Annotated in this window: 23 protein-coding genes; 14 read left to right on the top strand and 9 right to left on the bottom strand. The window is 45.3% G+C overall.

Features of this window, described 5'->3' with window-relative positions; translation table 11 throughout:
• The first annotated feature begins 6 nt into the window (after positions 1-6).
• Both LZZ85_RS02690 and LZZ85_RS02685 read left to right on the top strand, forming a co-directional pair.
• Positions 7-519 carry a DUF6934 family protein gene (locus LZZ85_RS02690; protein ID WP_237868388.1) on the top strand — a complete coding sequence of 171 codons (513 nt, stop codon included), beginning with the start codon at positions 7-9 and terminating at the stop codon, positions 517-519.
• Positions 520-529: 10 nt separating this feature from the next.
• Positions 530-742, top strand: a complete 213-nt coding sequence (locus LZZ85_RS02685) for a hypothetical protein (RefSeq protein WP_237868387.1) — start codon at positions 530-532, stop codon at positions 740-742.
• A gap of 16 nt (positions 743-758) precedes the next feature.
• Here the strand turns inward: LZZ85_RS02685 and LZZ85_RS02680 are convergent, their stop codons facing one another.
• Together LZZ85_RS02680 and LZZ85_RS02675 are read right to left on the bottom strand one after the other, a co-directional pair.
• Positions 759-2,993: a hypothetical protein gene (locus tag LZZ85_RS02680; protein ID WP_237868386.1), complete on the bottom strand. Its 2,235-nt coding sequence runs from the start codon at positions 2,991-2,993 to the stop codon at positions 759-761.
• A gap of 61 nt (positions 2,994-3,054) precedes the next feature.
• Positions 3,055-4,002 (bottom strand): COX15/CtaA family protein, encoded by a 948-nt coding sequence (locus LZZ85_RS02675; RefSeq protein WP_237868385.1) that lies wholly within the window; start codon positions 4,000-4,002, stop codon positions 3,055-3,057.
• Positions 4,003-4,191: 189 nt separating this feature from the next.
• Here LZZ85_RS02675 and rnhB point away from each other — a divergent pair, with 189 nt between their 5' ends.
• Positions 4,192-4,815: a ribonuclease HII gene (gene rnhB / locus LZZ85_RS02670; RefSeq protein WP_237868384.1), complete on the top strand. Its 624-nt coding sequence runs from the start codon at positions 4,192-4,194 to the stop codon at positions 4,813-4,815.
• A gap of 164 nt (positions 4,816-4,979) precedes the next feature.
• Positions 4,980-5,270: a hypothetical protein gene (locus tag LZZ85_RS02665; RefSeq protein ID WP_237868383.1), complete on the top strand. Its 291-nt coding sequence runs from the start codon at positions 4,980-4,982 to the stop codon at positions 5,268-5,270.
• A gap of 66 nt (positions 5,271-5,336) precedes the next feature.
• Here LZZ85_RS02665 and LZZ85_RS02660 read toward each other — a convergent pair whose 3' ends face one another.
• A complete protein-coding gene (locus LZZ85_RS02660; RefSeq protein ID WP_237868382.1) occupies positions 5,337-5,945 on the bottom strand; it encodes an L-threonylcarbamoyladenylate synthase in 609 nt (202 codons plus the stop codon).
• A gap of 204 nt (positions 5,946-6,149) precedes the next feature.
• Here LZZ85_RS02660 and LZZ85_RS02655 point away from each other — a divergent pair, with 204 nt between their 5' ends.
• Positions 6,150-7,058, top strand: a complete 909-nt coding sequence (locus tag LZZ85_RS02655; protein ID WP_237868381.1) for a cupin-like domain-containing protein — start codon at positions 6,150-6,152, stop codon at positions 7,056-7,058.
• Positions 7,059-8,074: 1,016 nt separating this feature from the next.
• On the opposite strand, the gene LZZ85_RS02650 is transcribed toward LZZ85_RS02655, so the two are convergent.
• Together LZZ85_RS02650 and LZZ85_RS02645 are read right to left on the bottom strand one after the other, a co-directional pair.
• On the bottom strand, positions 8,075-8,620 hold the full coding sequence (locus tag LZZ85_RS02650) for a hypothetical protein (protein WP_237868380.1): 546 nt from the start codon (positions 8,618-8,620) through the stop codon (positions 8,075-8,077).
• 74 nt (positions 8,621-8,694) lie between these two features.
• A complete protein-coding gene (locus LZZ85_RS02645) occupies positions 8,695-9,723 on the bottom strand; it encodes a 2-oxoacid:ferredoxin oxidoreductase subunit beta (protein WP_237868379.1) in 1,029 nt (342 codons plus the stop codon).
• Positions 9,724-10,011: 288 nt separating this feature from the next.
• Between LZZ85_RS02645 and LZZ85_RS02640 the strand changes: the two genes are divergently transcribed.
• The 6 genes from LZZ85_RS02640 (at position 10,012) to LZZ85_RS02615 (ending at position 17,657) form a co-directional block, all read left to right on the top strand.
• Positions 10,012-12,180 (top strand): alpha/beta hydrolase family protein, encoded by a 2,169-nt coding sequence (locus LZZ85_RS02640; protein WP_237868378.1) that lies wholly within the window; start codon positions 10,012-10,014, stop codon positions 12,178-12,180.
• 172 nt (positions 12,181-12,352) lie between these two features.
• Positions 12,353-13,762: an NADP-dependent phosphogluconate dehydrogenase gene (gene gndA / locus LZZ85_RS02635; protein WP_237868377.1), complete on the top strand. Its 1,410-nt coding sequence runs from the start codon at positions 12,353-12,355 to the stop codon at positions 13,760-13,762.
• Positions 13,763-13,788: 26 nt separating this feature from the next.
• Positions 13,789-15,318, top strand: a complete 1,530-nt coding sequence (gene zwf / locus LZZ85_RS02630) for a glucose-6-phosphate dehydrogenase (protein ID WP_237868376.1) — start codon at positions 13,789-13,791, stop codon at positions 15,316-15,318.
• Between the two features lie 6 nt (positions 15,319-15,324).
• On the top strand, positions 15,325-16,044 hold the full coding sequence (gene pgl / locus LZZ85_RS02625; RefSeq protein WP_237868375.1) for a 6-phosphogluconolactonase: 720 nt from the start codon (positions 15,325-15,327) through the stop codon (positions 16,042-16,044).
• A gap of 141 nt (positions 16,045-16,185) precedes the next feature.
• A complete protein-coding gene (locus LZZ85_RS02620; RefSeq protein ID WP_237868374.1) occupies positions 16,186-16,578 on the top strand; it encodes a c-type cytochrome in 393 nt (130 codons plus the stop codon).
• A 254-nt stretch (positions 16,579-16,832) separates the two neighbouring features.
• The gene (locus LZZ85_RS02615) at positions 16,833-17,657 is read left to right on the top strand and encodes a hypothetical protein (RefSeq protein ID WP_237868373.1); all 825 of its coding nucleotides are present in this window, start codon (positions 16,833-16,835) and stop codon (positions 17,655-17,657) included.
• Here the strand turns inward: LZZ85_RS02615 and LZZ85_RS02610 are convergent.
• Together LZZ85_RS02610 and LZZ85_RS02605 are read right to left on the bottom strand one after the other, a co-directional pair.
• Positions 17,654-19,447 carry an acyl-CoA dehydrogenase FadE gene (locus LZZ85_RS02610; protein WP_237868372.1) on the bottom strand — a complete coding sequence of 598 codons (1,794 nt, stop codon included), beginning with the start codon at positions 19,445-19,447 and terminating at the stop codon, positions 17,654-17,656. The genes LZZ85_RS02615 and LZZ85_RS02610 overlap by 4 nt on opposite strands.
• Before the next feature lie 143 nt (positions 19,448-19,590).
• Positions 19,591-20,031 (bottom strand): MarR family winged helix-turn-helix transcriptional regulator, encoded by a 441-nt coding sequence (locus LZZ85_RS02605; RefSeq protein ID WP_237868371.1) that lies wholly within the window; start codon positions 20,029-20,031, stop codon positions 19,591-19,593.
• Positions 20,032-20,110: 79 nt separating this feature from the next.
• Between LZZ85_RS02605 and LZZ85_RS02600 the strand changes: the two genes are divergently transcribed.
• Genes LZZ85_RS02600 through LZZ85_RS02590 form a run of 3 tightly spaced genes read left to right on the top strand, consistent with a single transcriptional unit; the run spans position 20,111 to position 23,195 of the window.
• On the top strand, positions 20,111-20,920 hold the full coding sequence (locus tag LZZ85_RS02600) for an alpha/beta fold hydrolase (RefSeq protein WP_237868370.1): 810 nt from the start codon (positions 20,111-20,113) through the stop codon (positions 20,918-20,920).
• A 24-nt stretch (positions 20,921-20,944) separates the two neighbouring features.
• Positions 20,945-22,060, top strand: a complete 1,116-nt coding sequence (locus LZZ85_RS02595; protein ID WP_237868369.1) for a glycosyltransferase — start codon at positions 20,945-20,947, stop codon at positions 22,058-22,060.
• 49 nt (positions 22,061-22,109) lie between these two features.
• Entirely contained in the window at positions 22,110-23,195 is a 1,086-nt protein-coding gene (locus LZZ85_RS02590; RefSeq protein WP_237868368.1) for an ABC transporter permease, read from the top strand.
• On the opposite strand, the gene LZZ85_RS02585 is transcribed toward LZZ85_RS02590, so the two are convergent.
• On the bottom strand, positions 23,192-24,616 hold the full coding sequence (locus tag LZZ85_RS02585; RefSeq protein WP_237868367.1) for an O-antigen ligase family protein: 1,425 nt from the start codon (positions 24,614-24,616) through the stop codon (positions 23,192-23,194). The two genes, LZZ85_RS02590 and LZZ85_RS02585, sit on opposite strands and share 4 nt — an antisense overlap.
• Positions 24,613-25,407, bottom strand: coding sequence for a GumC domain-containing protein (locus LZZ85_RS02580; protein WP_237868366.1), 795 nt, complete (start codon positions 25,405-25,407; stop codon positions 24,613-24,615). The genes LZZ85_RS02585 and LZZ85_RS02580 overlap by 4 nt, the downstream gene beginning before the upstream one ends.
• Between the last annotated feature and the right edge of the window lie 12 nt (positions 25,408-25,419).

Raw genomic sequence — 25,419 nt, 5'->3', positions numbered from 1 at the left:
CTGAGGATGCTTGAACTGGAGTCTGCTATTTTTTTTACGTTTAAAAGTTTAGGCAGAGAGAAAATACCTAAGATTATAGAGTATAGTCTGATATCCAGAACAGAAGAGTTTGATATTTTTAATCTCGGATTTGGGACATATAATAAGTTTGAAAGAAAAGTTTTGGATGGAGAGGTCAGTAATAATGGAGACGTGTTCAAAGTTTTCAATACGATATTATCGTCCATACCGCTATTTTTCTCGCTTGAACCTAACGCGCTGCTGATGATTTCAGGAAGCGATTCGGGCGAACAATATGTGAGTAGATGCCGAATATCCTGTACCAAAAATTGTGACGGTCTTTGCCGCAATGAAAATCGGCGGATTAATATCTATAAAAAATATGTCGAAAAGAATTATGATTCTTTATCAGGTGCATACCGCTTTTTTGGAAGCAGGTTTTCATGGGATGAGCAGATGACTTTTGAGCCCTTTCAAATTGGAATTTCTTATCGATCAATATTTATTAAAAAAATTTAAATTTACCTGTATGGAAAAAAGAAATCGGCCTACTAAAAAACTAAACCCTGCTGATCCGCTAACAGAGGAGGAAGAAAGAGGACTCCTTGCTATTTTACAATTGACAAACGGAAAAAGCGTATTTCCTGAAAGAACTGCCGCCGCAAAAAAGATCGCTGACAGCATCTTACGCGGCATGCAGGAAGGCCGCATCCCCAAAGACATTTTTGCCAGGAGAAAATGATCATTTCTCCTGAAGATCATTTGTTATTCTGCTTCAGCAACTCCAGCAGTTTCTTAACATTCACCTGATTCGCTTGTGAGCGTACTGAGGAGATAATATCCAGTTTCTCTCTTTTTCCCAAATGGAAATTGAGGGCTGCCTTATTCTCTTCATTCGCTGCCGCATACTGGAACAGGATCTTATTCACTTTCCTTCCTGGATGTTCGCCATAATAGCTCAGCATATCATTCTGGAAATATTCCATCATCTTGAACCAGTTATGCTGCAATAACAGGAATGGCTTCGTCGCATGATCGGTGATATCATCAGATAGATAAGGATTCTCCCATCCTCCCGGACTGCGGTCACGAACCTGGATGATCAGCACGCCGGCCGTGTTTTCCTGTATCCAGTCATCAAAGGCTTCAAGGAAACGAAGATTTGTTTCCTGTCCATAGTTATCACGCAGACCTGCATCCATTACATCCACAACCGGTTCGGAAGGAAGCCATACGTTTGGCAACACGATCGGGAAAGTGGCATTCATCCGTAACGCAGACAGCACACGCAAACCGTACGGATCCTGCTTGCTGAAGAATGCGCCAAAGTCGATAACATCCGGATCCATTTCAGGGATCCGTGTAGTATCCTGCCAGCCCTGCATCATAAAGCTTACCGGCTGTGTACTGATCAGCATTTTACGGCTGTCTCGTGTCACCACCGAATTAAAAAACATCAATGGGATATTCGCATTCTTTTCATCCTGTGCATAATCACTGATCTCCTTGTCCAGCAGGCCATGTGTATTCAGATTAAGCCTCTCCTCGAAAGCATAGCCGCGATCCTTTACATAAGTAAACCCGTTCGAAGTAAATTTCTGTGCCGGAGCAAGCAGATCACGCGCAACAAATGAAGAGAATAACGGATTCAAGACATCGCTTGCGATATCATCCACATATTTTCTATCCTGCAAACGGATATTTTTTCCTTTTTGTTTTTGCAGAAAAAGTTCTCTGAAATACGTTGCGCCGATCATTCCTCCCGAAGCGCCATTGATCAGGAAGATATTCTTCATGATCTTACCATTCGTAAGGCTGTCCAGCTGTTGCAGTATGCTCATGGTAAATGTCGCACTACGATGCCCTCCGCCACTCGTGTTCAGCATTACAAGGTAGGGCAGGTCTGTGTCCTGCTTCGCCTTCCATTTATTAAGAATGCTGATCATGTTCCTCCGGTCGGCATCAACCTTTTCCGGCGTACAGATCTTCAACAACCCTTCCCGGGTATAAGTGGGCCGCTCTGTGACGTTCTGATAATTCAATCCGTAGCCTTTGTTGCGGGGATCGATCCAGTCTATCTTATAGAAGAAGTTTACGAGCAGCAACAAACCGATCAGATAAGGAATACTCCAGCTTTGCAGAAAATAGGAGAATGCACCAGCTACGCCGATCAGGATCGAAAAGAAGATCGTAATGCTGGCCGCAGCAGGGATCTGGAAAACCGGCGATTCAAGAAAAAAGCCGATACCGATCAGGAATATGAAGGCAACAAATACGCAAAGTATAGCGGCAAAGTGATGGCGTTTGAAGAGTGATCCGATGAATTCCGGTGTGTAATGTCTTACATCCCGTGTAGGTCTTAGGCGCACAGGTGAATCAAAGTACCATTCAACATGGATCAGGCTGTCTGTATGATAAGTTTCTTTGACCGGAAGCAGATGGGTGATATAATCATCAGGATTCGTCATTTTGGGAAATAAACGTCGAAGGATCGATCTGTCTGCCCTGAAAAAGTAAATAAACGAAATGGCAAGGATCAGGATCAGTCCGCAGGCGAAACCTCCTGCCAGAAACAGGATTTCTACCGGGCTGACCAGTTCTTTATACCTCGTATGTTCATATGCATGAAAAAAGTAAAATGCAAGAAAGATCAGCGGAATGACCGTGTTATTAATACAGTATTTTAAAAAGGGATTGGTCGTGGCGGCAAGAAAACGGAAGTGCTTACTGAATAGTACAAACGTACTGATGTTCCAACTCATGATGAACATTCCGATAGAAAGGCCGACCAGGGCAGTGCTCACCGCATTTACGTTCCCTAAATATTCCGGTGCAAGGTAAAGCGAGTCTGCTCCAAACCCTTTCATGAAATAGCCACTTACTGTGGCAAACAGGATAAACCAGAATACAAGTAATATCTGATACTTCCTGAAATGGAGAAACAGTAGTTGAACGGGAAAAGAATAATAAAAGCCTCTAAGCCATGCTTTCATGAGTAAGGTAGCTTGGTGACGGCTAAATTACTCATTTAAGGTGTATAGTCATAGCGTGGGCTTATTTTAACCTTAATCTAAGATTAAAAACAGCCAGGACCAACATACTCGCAAGCAGTAAATGTGCCGGCTGAGCCCATGCAGGAATGGCGGCCCACATCATGATCAAACCAAGTCCGACGGTAGCCAGAACCAGTAGCAAGATCAGCCGGGAATCCTTCTGCAAAGCGGGATAGGGCCTTGCTTTCCACATGATCGCAATACATATTGCGAGCACCAGCCAGGAAAAACTGCGATGTATGAGAAATGCCTGGTCAAGACGACTGATCCAGACTTCCCTTTCCTGGTAGCCCAGCGATTTTGAGATCTCATCAATCTGCTCCCTTACCTGCGTACCCAGGACAATCTGTATCAATAAGACAACTACAGCTCCTGTTGTCAGATATTTCAGCCAATTGCCGGAAACGCCGTCCCGCGATGCCCCCCCTGCTGCTGATCTTTCTCTCTTCTTTACAAGATGTATTATTATTAAAGGAATTGCCGCGATCAGTAACGCAACCAGCATGTGAATGGTTACCTTAACTACTGCCAGGTTATGATCAACCACTTTTTTGCCAAGCCATCCCTGAAAACCCGTTGTGATGAGCAGGAAGAACGATAGCCAGACAATGGCCTTATGGTTTTTTCTGAAGCGTACAAAACTCCAGATGAAATGGATAAAAATAAATACGCCCAGTAATGCCCCGAGGAGGCGGTTGATATATTCTATCCAGGTATGGTACGCATTGAAGGTGTGGTCGATATCCTGTTTGCCAAGGTACTTCTCAAAATCCGGTGGAAGCTGACTTGCATCTGTTGGCGGTACCCAACGCCCAAAGCAACGCGGCCAGTCAGGACACCCCATGCCGCTTTGCGTCATTCTTACAACCCCTCCTGCAATAATTACCAGGAAGACCATTACCAGCAAAAACCAGGTATAGCGTATATATTGTTGATGATTCTTTACCACGGCGCAAAGTTAGGACGTTGACGGAGGCGAAAAATGATTTTCATCAGGAAAATTGGTTGGAATAGGAACCGTCTGCGATCGGTTGTCTGTCATCCACCGTCTTTTCCCGGCACCCGTAGCCCGGGCGAAGGATGCTCTGAATAACTTCGCTTTCAATTTTTCCCGCATCTTCCTAATTTCGTTCCCGGAATGCTGAAAAAGTTTTACCAAAGTACATTAACAGAGGCGGGCTGTGACGAAGCCGGGCGCGGTTGCTATGCGGGGCCCGTATTCGCTGCTGCCGTTATCCTGCCAAAAAACTTCAGGCATAAACTGCTGAACGACTCAAAACAGGTTACAGCGGAAAATCGTACAGAGTTGAGATATATCATTGAAGAAAAGGCCATCTCTTACGCTGTCGCCAGCGTAGACAATAATGAGATCGACTCGATCAATATTCTCAAAGCATCCTTCAAAGCAATGCATCTCGCAATCGATCAGCTTCCCGAAGCTCCCGGCATGCTTCTTATCGATGGCAATCGTTTTTATAAATACAAGAACATTCCACACGAATGTATCATCAAAGGCGATGGACTCTACACGTCCATCGCTGCAGCAAGTATCCTCGCGAAAACATATCGCGACGAATACATGCTCAGGCTCCACCAGGAGTATCCTTTCTATGGCTGGAACAACAACAAAGGCTATGGAACTCTCGAACACCGCAAAGCCCTGGAGCAATACGGGATCTGCAAATATCACCGCAAAAGCTTCCGCTTACTTCCCGATCAATTAAATCTTTTCCCTTCCGAAGCGTCTACATCTTCTCTATAACCTGACTGTCTTTCTGTTAAAGAAACCCCAACACTTCCTTCCCGTTCTTCCATCATTTCCCTCTTAGTTAAATAAGGTTAAAGGACTATGCCTCCATTAAACTCTCCCTTCCACATCCTGTCTTATACTTAAACAACATTACACAACAACAAAATTTCACAGCCATGAAAAAGTTACTCTTATTAGGAACCATTTTCACCCTTTTTACAGTTGCCGCTTCTGCGCAGAAAGGCAGAGATGTTCGCCCAGACAAACATCGTTTCGAGACAGGTCAGCTCACTCGTGGTGAACGATTCAAGCTTCATAAAAACAAAGTGGATTACAATCGCACCGAACGAAAATTCAAACGCGATGGCCATATGTCACGTGGAGAAAAAAGGAAATTGTATAAGATGAAACAGCATGACCGTCATATGAAATACCGTTTCCATCATAACAACAGGAAGCGTTCATAGATCATCTCAATAGTGTAGTTGCATAGCTTGGGTTTACGCATCGCCTCTCACAGGGCGGTGCTTTTTTTATTCTTCCCATTTGCCAAGTCCCTGTCTTGTCATGACAGGTTCATCTCCGGTGCAGTCGATGATGGTTGAAGGAACTGTTCCGCCAATGCCACCATCCACTACAATATCCACTTCGCGATGAAAATTCTCTTGCATTATTTCGGGATCCGTATAGTCTTCCACCATGTCGCCAGGAAGCGAAGCACTGAGTATAGGACGTCCGAGTTCTCTGATGATCGCGAGTGCGATCTCATTGTCAGGGATCCTCAATCCGATCGTATCTTTTTTACTTTGCAGGATCTTCGGCACCATTTTACTTGCCGGCAGAATGAAGGTGTATGGTCCGGGCAAATATTCTTTCAGCAGGCGATAGGTTGCGGTGGGCATCTGCTTGGCATACTCGCTCAAATGACTCAGGTCAGAACAAATAAATGACAGCTGGGCTTTCTTCGGCTCAACTTTTTTGATCCTGCAGATCCTTTCTATAGCTTTATGTTGTAATATATCACAACCTAACCCATAAATTGTATCAGTCGGGTAGATTATAACGCCGCCATTCTGTAAAGTTTCGACCGCTGTTTTGATCTGACGCGGTTGCGGATTCTGTGGATGGATGTGCAGTAACATGGATCAACGGTTTTTAATAGGGTCCGGCTATTTCGCGGTCAACTTGCCAGGAAAACTGAGCAGCGTTCCTCAACAATCTTCTTTCTCCTCCCATTCCCCTCTTAGCCAAATCTACAAGTGTTTTGCCAAATTTGCGAGTAGTTGATTGCTAATTGACCTACAATTTCTATTTTTCCAGTTGAATCAGGTGATAAATCATAGTGTATGCTGTTAAAGCCGGTTACTACTCTAAATTCGATTACGCCAGAAATCTTCAAAAAAGAATTTTATGACCCCGGTATTCCTGTGGTGATTAAAAATCTGTCTCATAACTGGCCCGCTTTCACAAAATGGAACTGGGAGTACTTCAAACAACTGGTCGGAGATAAGCAGGTTCCTCTTTACAACAATGTTAAAAGCGACGCTTACACGCCAATTAATAAAGCAGATGATTACAAATCATTCGGGGAATATATAGATATGATAAGTGCGGGACCTGCCGCCTGGCGGATCTTCCTCTTTAATATTTTTGATCATGCACCACAGTTGATCAACGATTTTACCTGGCCCGAACATCTGATGAAAGGCTTTGTAAAAAAATATCCGATGTTGTTCACCGGTGGCGCAAGCAGTATCACGCACATGCACTTTGATATCGATCTGTCTCATATCATGCACACTCAGTTTGTTGGCAGAAAAAGAGTGCTGATATTCCCGCATCATGAACAACATAAACTTTACCGTAAGCCATTTGAAGTATTGAGCCTCGCAGATTTTTCCCACTACTATGAAGGAAACGGCACTCCGGATTATCATTCATTTCCCGCGCTGAAGCTTGCGCAGGGTTTCGATCTGATACTTGAACACGGAGATACGCTTTTTATGCCGGCAGGTTACTGGCATCACATGGAATATCTCGACAGTGGCTTCGCGATGAGCCTTCGCGCATTGCAGCCTTCCTTAAGTGGCAAATTGAAAGGGGTGTGGAACCTGTTCGGAATGCGCAGTATCGATACACTGATGAAAAAGACTGCTCCGAAATGGTGGTATGAAAACAAAAAGAAGCAGATCTATGCAAATGCAGACAAAGAATTGATGGCTCAACCGGAAAAATTCAGAAGCCCTTCCTTTTAACTCCCGGACCTTCATTTTTACAACGAAGAATTCTGCCGTTTTCATCATATTATCGTCGTTATTTTCCCTCCGGATTTTGTGTTTTTCACTTGTTTCTACCTTGCCGTTGGGCCGATCTTTACAACAGAGAAATTTCTTAGTCACCGTCATTTTCAGGACTGGTGGAGGAGGGCAGTCCTGAAAAGGGCGGTGCGTTTTTTTATTTCATCTATGATCAAAAAAAGGAACTGTGAGTTAGGATAGTGGAATTATATCAAATCAAGCGGGCAACGACAGTCAAACGCATTAATGCGGGTGCTGTCGTATGCCCGTTTGTAGCCAGCGCGGCCGCGCGGGTGCGCTGTAGAGAGGTCTATGCGTCGCTGGCGCCCGGATATAGGAGCTTTGACCCGTTTGAGAAAATATGGTGCGAAAAAAAGTGTACCGATACTCTACAATTTCCCCGGTAAAACGGCCGGTAAGTGTACCAGAACTGTACAAACCTTCTACCGCGCTCCTACCGTCCACCCGTCCTCTCTACGTACTCTCTGCCATATCTCTTCCATTTCAAAGCGTTCCCCCTAAACATTCAATTCAGTGCTATTAAATCAAATGTCGTTTAGTTACCAGCCCCGAAGGAACGCGGCAGACGCGGCGATACGCGGAGAGCGCGGCGAAAATACAAGATGTTCTATGGTTGTTTTCGCTCCACCGCGTTACTTATACACCAGGCAAACAACCTTAAGTTGACGTGTATTGAAGTACGCCAGGGCTACTAAACTAAACGACATTGGTATTAAACCCCTGTTTCCGGGCAGCATGTATTCTTTGACTCAACAATCGTCTTAATGGTATTCTCAGCCAGCTAATTAGAATTGCTAAATGATATAATTGAAGGCAATGTCTGAGCAGAAAGCTTTGAGCGGTGCTACTCTTCATGCTGATGATCCCGAGGTCCTTCAAATTTGAATCGATCCGGATGGACCTCAGCATGATCTCAGAAAAAAGCCCCGGATCAAAAATCCGGGGCTTTTTATTTACTCGATCTTTATCGAATATATTATTGCTTCTACGCTTGACAGTACAATTTTTGTAGCTTTCTTTCCACCTACGTTCAGTTGATAGGTTTGGTTCGCTCCTGAACCTGTGCCCGTATTCACTTTGCCAATGATCCCATTAGCGTCGCAAACACTAAGCTCAGTTGTTGTACCGCCATTGTTGAACAATGTAACCGTCACTTTATTGATCGCAGGTAATGGGCTTACATCTGCAATGATCCGGCAGAAATCGCCATAAGCAAGTTCAATTCCGCCGAATTCACCGGTCTGATAGCGGATGGTGGCGTTCGACGAAGCCGGGCAATCTAACCAACCGGTAAAACTACCATTTGGATTTGGGCGTCCGGAACCAGTGAATGTTATTCCACTGGCCGTAAACGTAGTTCCGTTATTCGAAGTAGAGATTGCCTTGAGACTGATCTCTTTCGGAAGACTGTAGTCTGCGTCTTTATCGTCTTTGCTGCATTTGAAAGCAGAAACGAGGGTGGCGGTAAAAAGAACAGCGAGGATGGTTTTGGCTTGCATTTTTTGTATGCTAAAATAACCCGCAAAACCAACCCGCACAATACCACTAAGTAGGTACTTTCCCTTAATTTTCTTTATACGATCGTCCAGGTTTCTTTTCCCTTTAAAAGTGCATCCAGGTCGGCCGTTTTCCTTGCCTTTGCATCCTCTATCTGTAAAGCCATTATTTCTTCGTAACAGGGGCGGTCGTTTTCATAAAACACGCCAAACGGACGGGGAAGATGCCCTTCCACTTTTGGATCATCGAAGATCCGTGTAAGGATCTGCGCTTTATAAATGTCCTGTTCGTCATGGATCCAGAGGTCATCAGCACTGTATCCGTCAGCGAGGTTCACCACTTTTGGTGTAAATCCATCCAGTTTAATTCCTTTGTCGCTACCAGCACCAAAAAGCAATGGTTTGCCCTGTTCCAGGAACAGCGTCTCCTGTGCTTTGGAGCCTTTTTCAGTAAAGACCTCAAATGCACCATCATTGAAGATGTTACAATTCTGGTAGATCTCCAGGAAAGAAGCGCCTTTATGCTGATTTGTGCGCAGCAACATTGCCTGGAGGTGCTTTGGATCGCGATCCATTGTACGGGCGACAAAACTCGCATCAGCCCCCATCGCCAGCGCCAGGGGATTGAATGGATGGTCAATACTGCCAAAAGGGGTCGACTTTGTTACTTTATTCTCTTCAGAAGTAGGAGAGTACTGGCCTTTGGTCAGACCGTAGATCTGGTTGTTGAATACGAGCAGATTTACGTCGAAGTTGCGGCGCAGCAGGTGAATGGTATGGTTACCGCCGATGCTAAGGCTGTCTCCATCACCACTTACTATCCATACGCTCAGTTCCGGACGGCTTGCTTTAAGACCCGAGGCAATGGCGGTTGCCCGTCCATGGATCGAGTGCATGCCATAGGTATTCATATAATAAGGAAAACGGCTGCTGCAACCGATCCCTGAAATGATCACAATATTTTCCCTGGGGATACCTAAAGTAGGCATCACTTTCTGTACTTGCGCAAGAATGGAATAATCACCGCAACCCGGGCACCAGCGAACTTCCTGGTCGGTTGCAAAATCTTTGGCCGTCAATACCGGCGCTGTTGCAGTCTCACTCATACTTTTAGATTCCCGCAAAATTACGAGTTTACCGTGATAAAGTTTAGCGATTCGTGGCCGGGTTGGTTGTCCATGCTAGATTGACTATTGACCAGCGGCATTCCTGGAGTTACCGGACGCCGACGGCACCTGGTCACGCGTTCCCCGATCTTGCCGGATAACGCACAACGGCCTACGGACAACGAACAGGACCTTATTCATTTATACAATTTATTCCACGCTTCTTACCAGACTATTACCGATCTGTTTCCCTACGAAATCGTACTTTCATCACTCCAAATCTCCTCTATGCTGAAAATTCTTCTCCCTGCCTTTTGTCTGGTATTTGCGATTGATATGCACGCCCAGCAAGGCACTGAGCCTGTAAAGCTGACAGATATGTTAAAGATCAAATCTGTTACAGCTTTATCACTCACTGCTGATGGAAGCAAAGCCGTGATCGGAATTAACTCGATCGAAGCAGATAATGAGAATAAAGGAGAATACAAATATGTAAACCAGTTGTGGATGATGCCCTCAGATGGTTCTGCCCCTCCAACCCAGCTTACTACGCGGGAAAATGCATCGCAACCAGCCTGGAGCCCGGATGGAAAAGAGCTTGTATTCGTGCGTTTTACGGAAGGGAAGCCGCAGCTGTTCCTTCTTTCCCTGAACGGCGGCGAACCCCGCCAGATCACCCGTTCAAAATATGGCGCCAGCTCACCCAAATGGAGCCGGGATGGAAAACAATTGCTATTCTCAGCCAGCATTCCCCTTCGGGAACTGATAAAAGATTCCATTTTAAACCCTGGCAGAAAAGCACCTGAATGGGCGGTTGAGAAGCCCGGTATCGCAAACAATCAGGTTTTTAGTAACCCATCCGTTAAAGCTGACCCCGACGGGAACCTGGAGGAAGTCAGAGCCTGGCTGGAAACGAACGTAACAGACCGGAAAGCGAAAGTTGTAACACGGCTGGACTTCCAGGACGAAACAGACGTAAACGCCGAAATGAGCTTTAATCACTTCTTTACACTCGGAATAGCGCCCGATGCAAGACCTGTTGCCCTAACCAAAGGCTTTTTCTCCTTTGGCAGCGCAGAATTTACGGCTGACGGAAAACAAGTCATCCTCACCGGAGATATTAATTCAAGACAGCACCCCGACCGGGCACTAGAAACCGGCATTTACCTGGTCAATTCGGATGGCAGCGGAATGACGACCCTGCTTTGGGAACAGGGAAAAGCTTTTGCCAACCCCAGGATCTCCAATTCCGGCAAATGGATCGCTTTCCAGTACGGGCCAAGTCTTAAAAATAAAGTGGGTATTCCGGTACTGGGTATTATGTCGATCAGCGGAGATAAAAACAGTATTACCGATATACCGTTCGATCGTATCAAGACATCGCTGACCTGGAGCGCCGATGATAAATACGTGTACTTCACCTCTCCGAGTAATGGCGGCACACCCGTTTACAGGGCTGATGTTAAAACAAAAAAAGTTGAACAGCTTACAGATCAAAATGGCGGAATCACAAGCTTTGATCTGGTTGGCAACAAACTTATCCTTTCAAAGGTTGAAGTGGCCGATCCCGCAGAAGTTTATCTGGCCGATGCTGCTGCTAAAAACATGAAAAGGATCACCGACCTGAATACCGGCTGGCTGAAAAGTAAAAAGCTTTCATTTCCCGAAAAACAAACTTTCGTAAATGAAAAGGGAATGACGGTCGAATACTGGGTCATGAAACCTTCAAACTTTGAACCAGGCAAAAAATATCCGCTACTGCTGGAAATACATGGAGGACCTGCGGCCATGTGGGGACCGGGAGAAGCCAGCATGTGGCACGAGTATCAATATTACTGCAGTAAAGGTTACGGTGTCGTATACTGCAATCCTCGTGGTAGCGGCGGTTATGGCGTCGACTTTCTGAGAGGCAATATACTGGACTGGGGGACGGGCCCGACAAACGATGTCCTGACGGCGCTTGATAAAGCCGTTGCGCAAGGCTGGGCAGACACGTCAAAGTTACTCGTCACCGGCGGGTCTTATGCCGGGTATCTCGTTGCGTGGATAGTTGGTCATGACAATCGTTTTAAAGCTGCCTGCGCTCAACGAGGTGTATACGATCTGCCAACGTTTTTCGGCGAGGGAAATGCCTGGAGATTGGTACCCGGGTATTTTGGCGGATATCCATGGCAGGATTCAACACGGACTGTTCTTAGTCGTGAATCCCCTATCAACTATGTCCAAAACATCCGTACGCCCTTTATCATTTTCCATGGGGAGAATGATCGCCGTACAGGCTTTGTACAAAGCGAAATGCTTTACAGAAGCCTGAAAGTTCTCGACCGCCCCGTAGAGTATGTCCGTCATCCCGGAGGAACGCACGAGCTAACACGCAGCGGCAATAATCGTCAGCGGATGGATCAGATGTTGCGGACATGGGAGTTTTTTGAACGATGGATCAATACGGCAAAATGATTGTTATTGACCCGAAGCTGCTAAATTGCGTTATCAAATCAACCGATCAGGATTAAATCGGTTGCATAACTACGGTTCACTTGCCATTACATTATTATTTGGTTGTTAATACACTTCCAATTCAATGATATGATCTTTTGACTTTTTATTTTTGAATTTTTAATTACTGGAAATGGAAAATAAGTTTGACTTTGGAATGGTCGGTCTCGGTGTAATGGGGCGCAATCTCCTTCTGAATATTGCCGACCATGGTTTCGCAGCTATTGGCTTTGATAAAGACATTTCAAAAGGCGAAGCACTTGAGGCTTCCGCAAGCAAAGGCACAACAGTAAAAGGAGTGGATAGCCTGGCAGATATGATCGCGCAATTGAAAACACCGCGCAAGATCATGATGCTCGTTCCTGCCGGAGCGCCTGTTGATGCAGTCATCAACGATCTTCTTCCTTTGGTTGAACCGGGAGACATCATCATCGATGGTGGTAACTCCCATTTTTCCGATACAGTAAGAAGAGTAAAATCAGTTGAAGGCAAGAATATCCATTTCATGGGAATGGGTGTAAGCGGTGGCGAACATGGCGCGCGCACAGGACCGAGCATTATGCCCGGTGGTGACGTTGCGGCCTGGGAGCATGTAAAACCGATCCTCGAATCAATTGCAGCAAAAGTAAATGATGAGCCTTGCGTGGCTTATATGGGTAAAGATGCGGCAGGGCATTATGTGAAAATGGTACATAACGGTATCGAATACGCCATCATGCAGCTGATCAGCGAAGTGTATGACTTCATGAAGCGTGGCCTCGAAATGAACAATGATGAGATCCACCAGGCATTCAAACAGTGGAATGAAGGTGAACTGCAATCTTTCCTCATGGAGATCACTGCAAGCATCTTCACTAAAAAAGATGATAAAGGCGATGGATATCTTGTAGATGCCATTCTCGATAAAGCCGGTTCCAAAGGCACGGGTAAATGGACCTCGCAGGAAGCCATGAACCTTCCCGTTTCCCTGCCAACGATCGATATGGCCGTTGCCATGCGCGATATTTCCGGTTATAAAGCCGAACGCGTTCAGGCAGCCGATATTTACAAACCAAAAGTGAAATCCTTCGCAGGAAGCAAAGAGAAAATTCTTCCTCAGTTGCAGGACGCACTATATGCAGCTACATTGATCTGCTACGCACAGGGGCTGGCCATGTTGCAAAAAGCCTCTGTTGAACATAAAATGGATATTCCTTTGCATGATGTTGTGAAGATCTGGAGAGGCGGCTGCATCATCCGTTCATCCATGCTTGAAGTATTTACGGCAGCGTTTAAAAAGAATGACACACTGCCAAACATCCTGCTTGATAAAAAGATCGCTGCGATCGCGAAAAAGAAAGTGGCGGGCTTACGCAAACTGGCACAGCAATTCAGTGCTGCAAAAGTTCCTTCAGCAGCGTTGACCAGTTCTCTCGCATATTTTGATGCATACACCAGCGCCAGAATGTCGACCAATCTGATCCAGGCACAGCGAGATTTTTTTGGCGCACATACCTATCAGCGCCTCGACAGGGAAGGAAGTTTTCACACAGAATGGGAATAATAAAACTATCAGTTTAAAAAATATTTATGGATACGAAAAAAAAGCTACCTCCTACAATCATTTTCATTTTTGGAGGAAGTGGTGATCTGACCAAACGCAAATTGATCCCGGCTTTATACAACCTCTATCTGGACCATTTCATGCCGGAGAAATATATTGTAGTCGGCATCGGCCGCTCTCCTGTATCTGATGAAGATTATCGTTCGAAATTGCTGGAAGGCATGGAGGAGTTCTCGCGGAGAAAAGATCATAACGGAAAATCATGGCCGGCATTTGCGGAAAACGTATTTTATCAATCCCGCGACCTGGAATCGGATGAATCATATAAAGGCATTTACGAGTATATAGAACAACAGGGAAAGACCTGGGGCGTACAACCAAACGTGATGTTCTATCTTTCCGTCGCACCACAGCTTGCTCCTGTCATAGCAACAAAACTTGCACAACACAAGATCTGTGATGATACACAGCATACACGGATCGTATTTGAAAAACCATTCGGGCATGATCTGCAAAGCGCAAAAGAATTGAACAAGCTGCTCGACAGCCTTTTCAAAGAAGAGCAGATCTACCGGATCGATCACTATCTCGGAAAAGAAACCGTACAGAACATTCTGGCGTTCCGTTTTGCCAACGCATTATTTGAGCCGATCTGGAATAATCATTATATCGACCATATCCAGATCACGGCCGCTGAAACGATCGGCGTGGAGGACCGCGGAGGATACTATGACCAGTCAGGCGCATTGCGCGACATGGTGCAGAATCACGTACTGCAGCTTCTTTGCATGATCGCTATGGAACCGCCAACTTCCTTTGACTCAAATGAGATCCGCAATAAGAAAGTAGATGTTCTTTCGGCTATAAGACGAATTAATGTCGAAGATGTACATGAGAATGCTGTTCGCGGGCAATATGCCGCCGGCTGGCAAAAAGGAAAAGAAGTGCCGGGATACAGGGAAGAAAAAGGAGTGGAGCCGGATTCACCAGTGGAAACATTTGTAGCCGCAAAATTCTTCGTTGATAACTGGCGCTGGAAAAATGTTCCGTTCTATATCCGCACGGGTAAACGCCTCCATGAAAAAACAACCCTGGTCACTATTCAGTTCAAAGAAGCACCGCACTATTCATTCCCCGCAGAAGCCGCTGATACATGGAGACCAAACCGTCTTACATTCAGCATACAACCTCAAATGGATATCCGTATCCGCTTCCAGGCAAAACGTCCGGGAACTGAAATGGTACTCACGCCGGTTGATATGGTGTTCAATTATGCGGAAGCATACGAAGAGCAGGAACCTGAAGCATATGAAACATTGCTTGAAGATGTGATCGAAGGTAATCAGACACTCTTTATGCGTGCAGACCAGGTGGAAGCCGCATGGGAAGTGATCACGCCAATACTTGAAGCATGGCACAAAAGAGCTCCGGTCGATTTTGCTAATTATTCACCAGACAGCTGGGGTCCCGAAGACGCGGAAGCGCTTATCGCACGCGATGGACATTTCTGGGCAAACCTTCCCACCAACACCGGTAAAAGCGGATCACACAAATAAAAAAACATGCAGACAATTGTTGCAAAGAATACAGATGACCTAAGCCGCCTTTTTGCAGACTGGCTCGTGGAATATATTGAAGATACCTTACAGAAACAGGATCGTTTTACTATCTCGCTCTCCGGAGGAAGTACTCCAAAAAAGCTGTACCAATTGCTCGCGACCCCTGAATATGCGGGTAAAATCGACTGGCCCAAACTGCATTTCTTTTGGGGAGATGAGCGCTTTGTGCCGTTCACTGATGACAGGAACAATGCAAAAATGACTTTTGATGAACTGCTCGATCATGTACCGGTAACTAAAAGTCAGATCCATGTAATGAGAACAGATCTTCCTCCTGACGAAGCTGTTGAAGATTATGATACCAAGCTTCATCAGTATTTTGATGGAAGACAATTCACTTTTGATCTCGTGATGCTTGGCCTTGGAGATGATGCGCATACATTATCGCTGTTTCCCGGGTATCCCGTGATCGCGGAAAATACAAAATGGATGAGTGCGTTCTTCCTGGAAGAGCAGAATATGTATCGCATAACGCTTACCAAAGCCGTGGTCAACCGGTCTGCGCGCATTGCATTCCTCGTGAGTGGGGCAGGAAAAGTAAATGCATTAAAAGCCGTGTTGCACGGTGAAAGCAACCCGGAGAAATATCCCGCCCAGGTGATCCAGCCAGCAGGTAATGAGCTGTACTGGTTCCTGGATGAAGCCGCTGCGACCGCACTATAACATCAGGAAATGTAGTCAGCATAGCCCCGTGCCTGCCGGCACGGGGTTTTATTTTCACCCCAGCCGGGGAATAACATCTGAAAGTTTTATCTTATACAACCCTCTTTTGTTTTTTACCATCTAGCCAATTAAATCTTCCACATGCAACCAGGAAAAGCTTTCACCGCATTTGCAATCGTTGTCTTTGTATTGTTGGGTATTGCAGCAACGACGCCTCCGGAAGGCACACATAAGAACCTGCAGATCCTTCCAAAAGATATCAGTGACCAGAAGCTTGACAGTATTATGGAGTCCTACAACAAGGCGCTCGGCATTGGCTGCAGCTTTTGCCATGCTCCGGCAAAGAACATGACTGACAGCCTCGATTATGCAAGTGATGAAAAACCGATGAAAGAAGAAGCACGCAAGATGATGCGGATGACCATCGATATCAACAAGAATAACTTCTATTTCGATAAAACTGTCCGCCCCGAATACCTGAATGTGGTAACATGTAAAACATGTCACCGGGGAGAAGCTTATCCGGATCTATAGAAATGGGGTAGCTGACGCCTTTTGTTTAACCATCCTTCCGTGTTTTTATGACAAAAATCAAAAACTAGTAAGTTTCCCTTCTTTTGCCCCATACGCTTATCTCGTATAATTACGCCAGTTGTATTCGCTTTTACTGAATTTTAGCATAAACCCTTAGTCGCAAGAAGGATGTACGGCTAAGTGTTACTACATTTATAGCGAAAATTCAACATACTTGTAAGGTAAACCTTGTTCTAAAGAAACATTCAAACTACATGCACTTATCAAGTCTACTGGAACGAATTGCTATTTTTGCCCTGTCCGCACCCATCATTGTAATGATTGCAACGAAACTGGGATGGTATAAGAATTTTATAGCCCTGTTTGCTTATTATATATTGGGACTCGCATTTATGCTGATGTCCATTGGTGTAATTAATCTTTCCAGTCCGATAGGAAGCTATTTCGGCATCCTGACAAATTTGCTGGATGCTCCGCTTACATTGTTCTTCCTCGCCTATATGGCCAGATCAACTGCTTTCAAGCAGAAGATCTACTGGCTGATCGGAGCCTTTGCTCTTTATGAAGCAGTGATCCTTTCTTTTTATGGCTATACTGTAGAAGCGTCTACGATCATTACGATACCTGGCCTGGTACTCACCATGGGGCTTGCATTGATCTTCGCCATACATCAGATCAAGATCACCGTTGTTTATCACAAGGCTGCCGGTAAAGCAATTTTTGCAAGCACGCTATTCTTCACTTATGTCGGTTTTACATACGTCTACTATGTTTTCTATTTCATGAATAACAGCTTCCAGGATGATGCACGCCTGGTATTCTTTGCTCTCAGTATTGTTTCTGCACTCGTTATGTCTGTCGGACTTCTGTTCGAAAGAAAACGTGTTGCCAAATTATTTGAGATAAAAACAACCCGTGAGGAATTAAAGGCTCTTTACGTGGATGAGCAAATAAAAACGACTGCCTCGCTTGAGGCAATCGTTTTTAATATGGAGAATCACTGGAAGCGTGAAAGTGCTAAAAGTGTTATCGGGAAGCAGCACGGTAATCTTGAAGCTTCTGAATCGATGTACGATTAAAAGCTATACTTACCGTCAGCAATCACCTTTTCAGCAATTCTTCTGCGGGCATCTTTCATATTGAAAGGCTCGGCTTTTGTGAATCGTTTCAACCCCATCAGGATCATTCTCTGCTCGTCTCCATCCGCGAACGCATTGATGGCATCCTTACCAGCCTTGTTCACCTTATCCGCCGCATCAAACAGATAAGTACGCAGGATATCCTGTTGCAGTGAAGTTGCTGCGTCTCCCTGTTTATCAGTCATATTCATTACACGAAGCAAAACACTTTCGGCATTAAAGGTCAGGATGGCCATATCGGCAAGATTCATCAGGATCTCCTGTTCGCTGTCGATCTTCATCATCAGTTTTTGCACAGCAGCTCCGGCTGTCATCAGGATCGCCTTCTTTAAGTTTGCGACAAGCTTCTTTTCTTTGGCAAATGGCGCTTCATCTTCCGCTCCGAAGTCCGGAATGCTCATCAGTTCTTTTTGCACAGCGAAAGCGGGCCCCATAAGATCAAGTTTTCCTCCCATCGCTCTTTTCAATGTCATGTCGAGAATAAGCAGGCGGTTGATCTCATTGGTTCCTTCAAAAATCCGATTGATACGGCTGTCGCGATACGCGCGCGAAATGTTATACTCCGCACTGAACCCGTTACCACCGTGGATCTGCACACCTTCGTCAACAACCAGGTTCAGCACTTCACTTCCTGCCACTTTCAGAATAGCACACTCAATAGCATATTCTTCGGCAGCGCCCAGTAAAGATTCATTGAATGGCTTTCCGGCGGATAATAATTCTTTTTCTTTTTCAGCAATCCAGTTGGCGGTGCGGTATAATGCCGACTCTGCTACAAATAACCCGATCGCCATTTCCGCCAGCTTATGTTTGATTGCCCCGAAGTTGGCGATAGCCTGCTTGAATTGTTCCCTTGTTTTTGCATACTCTATAGTGCTGCTCATGGATTTTCTTGCAGCGCCGATAGTAGCAGCACAAAGTTTAAGTCGGCCGATATTCAGAATATTAAACGCTATCTTATGTCCTTTACCGATCTCACCTAATACATTTTCAACCGGGATCTTTGCATCCTGGAAATATAACTGCACCGTGGATGAGCCCTTGATCCCCATCTTATGTTCCTCGGGACCTTGCGTAAACCCTTCCATCCCTCTTTCTACGATAAAGCCGGTGAACTTATCACCATCAACTTTGGCAAATACTGTATACACCTGCGCAAAACCTCCGTTCGTGATCCAGCACTTCTGGCCATTCAATAAGTAGTGTTTGCCATCTGCACTTAATTTAGCCGTCGTTTTCGCACTTAATGCGTCACTGCCGGCATTAGGTTCGGTGAGTCCATAGGCGCCAGCCCATTCACCGGTAATAAGTTTGGGAATATATTTTTCTTTTTGCTCCGGAGTACCGAAATAAAGGATGGGTAAGGTGCCAATGCCTGTATGTGCCGCCACCGCTACCGAGAAAGAGTGGCCCGCCCCCAGGTATTCATTGATGATAGTGGAGGTAACAAAGTCTTTCCCCAACCCGCCATACTCCTCGGGAAATGCTGTGGCCAGCAAGCCCTGTTCACCCGCCTTTGTAACCAGCGATTTCATCAGGCCGGGTTCCAGACTATCGATCCTGTCTAAAATAGGAAATACTTCCGCATCCAGGAATTGATTACACATATCGCGGATCATTCGCTGTTCCTCAGTAAAATCTTCAGGCGTAAATGTTTCAAATGGCGAGGATTCTTTAATCAGCCATTCTCCTCCCTTCAGCAAGTTCTTGGCATCTGTGGCAGTACTCATGGTTATAAAGTTTAAAAGGTTAAGAGTTTAAAAGTTTTACAGTCGAACGATCTGTTATTGAAGGGCCATTGATTTTGCTGAATAATAAAAACTATTAAACAGTAAAACTTTTAAGCCTTCATACAACTATTCTCAGCCAACCTCTATTTGAGGTTATCATATACAATTTGCAGAACTTCTTTACAGACATCTATTCTTTCGGGGGGCACAGTTTTCAGCGCTTCATTAAGCGTGTCGTCTGCTATCTGCATCGTTTCCTCTTCCAGCTTTTGCGCCTGTTTGGTTAGATAGATCAGGTTGATCCGCCTGTCACTTTCTGACGCAACCCTTTTTACAAGATTCAATTTTTCAAGATTATCGACCAGTCGCGTGATACTCGGCTTGTCACGGAAAGTTGCATTACAAAGCTGCTGCTGACTTCTGCCATCTTCCTTCCAGAGATGATACAATACGCTCCACTGCTCTATGGTAATGTTCAAACCGGCTGCATTGAACTTCTTCTGCAAACGACGTGCGATCGCAGTAGACGCTTTACCGGTAATAAAGCTATAAAGCTCCCCTTTTTTAAAATGGTTGTTTGACATATAGTTGTTTGTGCAACTATCCAAAAATAATATTAAATTTGAATTCTTACAATTAATTTTTCCGCCCATCTTTTATCCGATGTATCACCGGTTATTGACCTATAAAGCTTCTTTTATCAGCTATTACCGCTTCGGTAATGGGCCGGTTCCTGTTCTATGCTTTCATGGCTATGGTGAAAACGCCAGCTCGTTCAGCTTTTTGGAGCACATCCCGGATCGACGGTATTCTTTCCATGCCATTGAACTGCCTTTTCATGGAAATACAGCCTGGAGGGACGGCCTCCGCTTCACTGCAGGTGATCTGGATGCGATCATTAAACTGATCGGCCTCCCACCGGATACGAAACCTGTTTTGATAGGTTACAGCCTTGGTGGACGGATCGCGCTATCCCTCTACCAAAGATCACCCGAATGCTACAGCAAACTTATTTTGCTTGCACCGGATGGCCTGCTGATGAACCCATGGTATTGGTTCGCTACACAAACACTGCCGGGAAACCGGCTTTTCCGCCTTACGATGCATCATCCCGGGTGGTTCTTCTCCCTGTTGAAACTGATGAACAAGACCGGGCAGGTCAATGCAAGTGTATTCAAGTTTGTAAACGCCTATATCGGCAATCGTGAACTGCGTCTGGTTTTGTATGACCGCTGGACCATTCTGCGAAAGCTCAAGCCGGATCTTAAAACGATACGCACACTGATCCGCCAGCATCAAACACGCGTAAAACTTATCTATGGTAAGTACGACCGGATCATTCTTCCTGAAAGGGGAGAAAAATTCCGGAAAGGCATTGAAGAGTACTGTTCCATCAAAGTACTTAACGGCGGCCATCAGATCCTGCAGGAGAAATTTATTGCTGATATAATTGAGGCCCTGGAGTTACCTTAGTGCTTTGTGATACGGGTTCGATAAATGAATACAATCCTTTTTATAATTCTTCTGCTTTTTACACTCTACGGTGTACTATTGTTATTCTACTGGAAAAGCTGGAATAGTATCCCTGTTTTTAGCACCACCGGCAAAGGTCTTATTAAGATCTCTGTGATCATCCCTGCCAGAAATGAAGAAGAGAATATCGGACAACTTCTCACTGCCCTTCAGGCGCAAACATACCCTTCCTCCCATATCGAGATCGTGGTGATCGATGATCACTCCACTGACAGAACTGCTGAAATTGCAAAAAAATTCAGCGGAGTCAACGTGATCTCCCTGCGGGAGGACGGGATCAATTCCTATAAGAAAAAAGCGATTGAAACAGGCATTTCTTTGTCAAGCGGAGAGCTCATTGTAACAACCGATGCTGATTGTATTCCCCGCACTGAATGGCTGTCGACGATCGTGGCTTTCAAACAGCAAACCGGCGCCATCTTTATTGCAGCCCCGGTCAGCTTCACGTGCAATGGTTCATTACTGCAGATCTTCCAGCTGATGGATTTCATGGTCCTGCAGGGGATTACAGGTGCCGCCGTTTTCAAAAAACATCTTTCCATGAGCAATGGCGCGAATCTCGCATATGAACGAAGGGCTTTTATCGAAGTAGATGGCTTTAATAAGATAGACCATATTGCATCGGGAGATGACATGCTCCTCATGCATAAGATCGCTCAGCGCTACCCGGATGGCATACATTATCTCAAATCAAAAGAGGCCATCGTTAGCACATTGCCGATGACCACCTGGCGTAAGTTCATCAATCAGCGCATACGCTGGGCGAGCAAAGCCACTCAATATAATGATCCACGCATCCTTCCCGTACTACTTCTTGTTTATCTCTTCAATTTGTCTCTTCCCTTTCTATTGATCGCGGGTATCTGGAACACAACATTCTTTCTTTATGCGATGTTGCTTTGGCTGTTGAAAACAATCGTTGAACTACCTCTTTACGCATCGCTCGCCGGTTTCTTTGAAAAAAGATGGTCGGTCAAATTGTTTCCGTTTTTCCAGCCCTTGCACATTGCCTACACACTCGTCTCGGGATTTCTCGGTCAATTCGGCAAATACGAATGGAAGGGTCGCAAAATAAAATAGACCGGTCCGATAATCGACACAATTGCGCGCTTATTAATATCTTTCCGCTATGAGTAAAGAACCGTCTTTTCAATCAGCCTCCTGGCGCAGATTGCGCAGGAACAAGGGCGCATTGTTTGGACTGGTCATTATTGCCGTATCGATTATCGTTGCGGTCTTCGCTTACTTCATCGCCCCGGACCCATCGCCATTTGCAAATCGGATCATTCTTGAAATTGGTGGTAACAAGCCAGGATTCAAGCAGGATTTTCTTTTATTGAAGAAAGATAAGAACGTTGCCTCCACTTCATTTTTTAACCGCTTGATGAATGGGAAGGAAGACCCATACTACTATGTCCCGATCGACTCACACCAGCTTATTGGTGATAGTGTGATCATTCAGAAATTTATTGACGAAGGGCTTTCTGAGAGGCAGGCATTCGTCAAAGACCAACTCGCTTCATCTCCCGTCATCAACCAACGATTTATACTGGGTACAGACAAATTCGGTCGTGATATTTTCAGTCGTTTGCTGATCGGCACACGGGTGAGCCTAAGCGTCGGGCTTATTACCGTGATCATTTCCCTGACCATCGGATTGATCTTAGGCTCGCTCGCAGGATATTTCCGGGGAAGAACAGACGACATTATAATGTGGTTCATCAATGTTCTTTGGAGCATCCCTACCTTATTGCTGGTCTTTGCGATCACACTCGCTCTCGGAAAAGGATTCTGGCAGATCTTTATCGCCATCGGCCTCACGATGTGGGTCAACGTCGCCAGGCTTGTAAGAGGACAGGTCCTTGCGGTTCGTGAACTTGAATACATCGAAGCAACACGCGCTTTAGGATATTCGCACATGCGTGCCATCGTGCGTCATATCTGGCCAAATATCATGGGACCGGTAATGGTTATTGCCGCCGCAAACTTCGCCTCGGCGATCGTGATCGAAGCAGGTCTTAGCTTTCTTGGCATCGGTGTTCAGGCTCCGCAACCAAGCTGGGGCTTGATGATCAAAGAGAACTATAATTTCGTGATCACACAAAATCCAATGCTTGCCCTGGCACCCGGTTTTGCGATCATGTTACTTGTACTTGCCTTCAATTTATTGGGAAATGGCTTGAGAGACGCGCTCAATGTTCGCGGAAAGATCTAGACATTTTCTGCTTTTCCTGCTGTCTTTTTATCAAGTATTACTAGCACTGCGATACATAAAAAGAACAGGCTTCCGATCTTATCCGTTTCGATCAGATCACTCAGCAGGTTCAGCGTAAGTATCATTGAAAAGATAAGCCCGGTGATGAAGGACGCTATGCGGTAAAATGGATCTTTGATGCGGTGGTACAAACGCTGCGCATAAAATAATATTGACCCTGCAAGCAGCAACAGTAAGACCAGCCCGGGAATTCCCTGCTCGATGGCTGTCAGTAAAAAATAATTATGCACGGTTGAATGTTCTTCATTTTCGCTGACCCAGGTTTCAAATGCCGGAACGGCATATGGTTTATAGTTGTGGTAAAATGTGCCCGGGCCAAACCCGGTCAACCAATGGTCTGGGATCATTCTAACGCCGGCGATCCATCTGTAAAAACGTTCCGCAGCCGAAAGATCTTTCATCTCATATGTGGCAACAAGATGCTCTCTGAAGTCTTCATGAAAAATCGTTTCGCTCTGGTCCGGTGCGAATCGCAGATACTGATCATCATATGCCAACCAGCCTACAGCAATGGTTGTCACCATCACCGTGATCATCAATACACGAATAACCACCTTCTTCATCATCAGCCAGCCGGTTATTATTGCAACAAGTAATGCCAGCCATGCACCCCGCGCGTAAGACAAAAAAAGCGCGATCAGCAGGATAGCAATAACCACCGCTACCAACTTTTGGCTTGCGGGAAATAACTTCCAGTATCCATACCAGACCGGCAGCGTACACACAAGCAGTGCCGAGTAATTCACGTGGTTCCTGAAAAATGGATCTACCGCATCATTGATACCGGCAAAACTAAAACCAAGAGCAGCATGGCGGATGAATATTATCATCGTGCAGACAAACATGGAAAGCGCAAGTGTCGTCGCTATCCTTTTTAATTCATCCTTTTTACTATTAACAAGAAATGTGGCTGCAAGAAATGCACACATATACCACGACTTTGCCAATAAGAATTTTACAGACAAAACAATGTGCGTGGAAAAGGCCAGGGAGATGGCTGACCAGCAGAAGGATACTAAAACCAGCCAGACCAGGGGATGCCAGATTATTTTAAAGAAGGCGGTTGTATTATTGATCAAATGAAAGAAAAACAGTACTGAAACCAACAGCATCAGCATTTCATCGGGCAGATCGGTTCCCAGGCTTTCCGTGATCAGCACTTCAGTCGAAAAAGGTATTGAAGCAATCAACAGAAGAAATATTGCCGAAAAAGAGACCCAGCCTGTTTGGAACAATAACACTGCAAACGGGATCGCTAAAAGATAATAGTACTCTGTAATGATTGACAACGCCAGTGTTAATACAAATAACGCTGTTGCGGTAAAGAAGAAGATCCTGTTATTCGCGGTCAACGATGTCATTTACCGGATGTTTTCCTTTTATCCAAAAGCAACACGAGCCATAACGCAAAAATAAAAGAACCTGCTGCGGTAGCGATCAGGATAAGCAGCTTCCGTGGTTTGTCTGGACGGTTACTTATCCTTGCTTTTTCAACAGGCAGGAGAGCCGGAGGTTTTGTATGGAGCATTAAAGAATACTCCAGCTCCAGTTTTCTATAGCTGCTTAGCAATTCCGACTCTTCTCCTTTTTGCAGGGAATCATTTCCCATCTGAATAGATAAGATAGCCGCTTTGATATTCTGCAATACGAGTTGATTGTTCCGATTAAGGATCTCCTGGTGGATGAGAGCAAGTTCTTCCATTAATGCATTTGCAAGCTGAGGAGCCAGTGATCTGTCGTGACACCAAACACGTATCATTAACTCACCGAACTCGCTTTTTGTCACTTTTGTATCATGCTTCAGTGTTTTGGCTGCTTTCATTAATGCGAATTCCGGGTTGTCTTTGATCTGATAAAATGTAACCAGATCAAACTTTCTGGCTACGGAAAGATAGATCGTATCAGATTGAGCCGTTCCTACAACCCGGTCAAGCTCCTCAGCTGTTCCAATACTACTATTAAGATCCCGGATACTATTGCTGAACACGATCGATTTGTCTGCCGTTACCGGGTTCGCCGGGAGTGCCGTTGCGGATGCAAGATATTTTGGACTGATGAAGAATACTGCCGCCGTCGCCACGATCATGGAGATCAATACGACAAAAAAGATCTGTTTTTTCCAGGAAGCGATCAGTTGAATTATATCTGGCATGTGATAATTATT

The organism is Terrimonas ginsenosidimutans (assembly GCF_022012415.1).
Lineage (GTDB): Bacteria > Bacteroidota > Bacteroidia > Chitinophagales > Chitinophagaceae > Terrimonas_A > Terrimonas_A ginsenosidimutans.
The sequence above is the reverse complement of the archived record's forward strand: the minus strand, read 5'-3'. Positions and strand labels throughout refer to the sequence as shown.

What these genes read in the sequence shown, in the direction of transcription:
- LZZ85_RS02640 (WP_237868378.1), top strand. Translation starts at nt 10,012, where the DNA reads ATGCTGAAAATTCTTCTCCCTGCCTTTTGTCTGGTATTTGCGATTGAT.
- LZZ85_RS02610 (WP_237868372.1), bottom strand. Translation starts at nt 19,447, where the DNA reads ATGAGTACTGCCACAGATGCCAAGAACTTGCTGAAGGGAGGAGAATGG.
- LZZ85_RS02645 (WP_237868379.1), bottom strand. Translation starts at nt 9,723, where the DNA reads ATGAGTGAGACTGCAACAGCGCCGGTATTGACGGCCAAAGATTTTGCA.
- zwf (WP_237868376.1), top strand. Translation starts at nt 13,789, where the DNA reads ATGGATACGAAAAAAAAGCTACCTCCTACAATCATTTTCATTTTTGGA.
- LZZ85_RS02605 (WP_237868371.1), bottom strand. Translation starts at nt 20,031, where the DNA reads ATGTCAAACAACCATTTTAAAAAAGGGGAGCTTTATAGCTTTATTACC.
- LZZ85_RS02660 (WP_237868382.1), bottom strand. Translation starts at nt 5,945, where the DNA reads ATGTTACTGCACATCCATCCACAGAATCCGCAACCGCGTCAGATCAAA.
- LZZ85_RS02600 (WP_237868370.1), top strand. Translation starts at nt 20,111, where the DNA reads ATGTATCACCGGTTATTGACCTATAAAGCTTCTTTTATCAGCTATTAC.
- LZZ85_RS02620 (WP_237868374.1), top strand. Translation starts at nt 16,186, where the DNA reads ATGCAACCAGGAAAAGCTTTCACCGCATTTGCAATCGTTGTCTTTGTA.
- LZZ85_RS02615 (WP_237868373.1), top strand. Translation starts at nt 16,833, where the DNA reads ATGCACTTATCAAGTCTACTGGAACGAATTGCTATTTTTGCCCTGTCC.
- LZZ85_RS02585 (WP_237868367.1), bottom strand. Translation starts at nt 24,616, where the DNA reads ATGACATCGTTGACCGCGAATAACAGGATCTTCTTCTTTACCGCAACA.
- LZZ85_RS02685 (WP_237868387.1), top strand. Translation starts at nt 530, where the DNA reads ATGGAAAAAAGAAATCGGCCTACTAAAAAACTAAACCCTGCTGATCCG.
- LZZ85_RS02690 (WP_237868388.1), top strand. Translation starts at nt 7, where the DNA reads ATGCTTGAACTGGAGTCTGCTATTTTTTTTACGTTTAAAAGTTTAGGC.
- LZZ85_RS02650 (WP_237868380.1), bottom strand. Translation starts at nt 8,620, where the DNA reads ATGCAAGCCAAAACCATCCTCGCTGTTCTTTTTACCGCCACCCTCGTT.
- pgl (WP_237868375.1), top strand. Translation starts at nt 15,325, where the DNA reads ATGCAGACAATTGTTGCAAAGAATACAGATGACCTAAGCCGCCTTTTT.
- LZZ85_RS02590 (WP_237868368.1), top strand. Translation starts at nt 22,110, where the DNA reads ATGAGTAAAGAACCGTCTTTTCAATCAGCCTCCTGGCGCAGATTGCGC.
- LZZ85_RS02665 (WP_237868383.1), top strand. Translation starts at nt 4,980, where the DNA reads ATGAAAAAGTTACTCTTATTAGGAACCATTTTCACCCTTTTTACAGTT.
- LZZ85_RS02580 (WP_237868366.1), bottom strand. Translation starts at nt 25,407, where the DNA reads ATGCCAGATATAATTCAACTGATCGCTTCCTGGAAAAAACAGATCTTT.
- LZZ85_RS02595 (WP_237868369.1), top strand. Translation starts at nt 20,945, where the DNA reads ATGAATACAATCCTTTTTATAATTCTTCTGCTTTTTACACTCTACGGT.
- rnhB (WP_237868384.1), top strand. Translation starts at nt 4,192, where the DNA reads ATGCTGAAAAAGTTTTACCAAAGTACATTAACAGAGGCGGGCTGTGAC.
- gndA (WP_237868377.1), top strand. Translation starts at nt 12,353, where the DNA reads ATGGAAAATAAGTTTGACTTTGGAATGGTCGGTCTCGGTGTAATGGGG.
- LZZ85_RS02655 (WP_237868381.1), top strand. Translation starts at nt 6,150, where the DNA reads ATGCTGTTAAAGCCGGTTACTACTCTAAATTCGATTACGCCAGAAATC.
- LZZ85_RS02680 (WP_237868386.1), bottom strand. Translation starts at nt 2,993, where the DNA reads ATGAAAGCATGGCTTAGAGGCTTTTATTATTCTTTTCCCGTTCAACTA.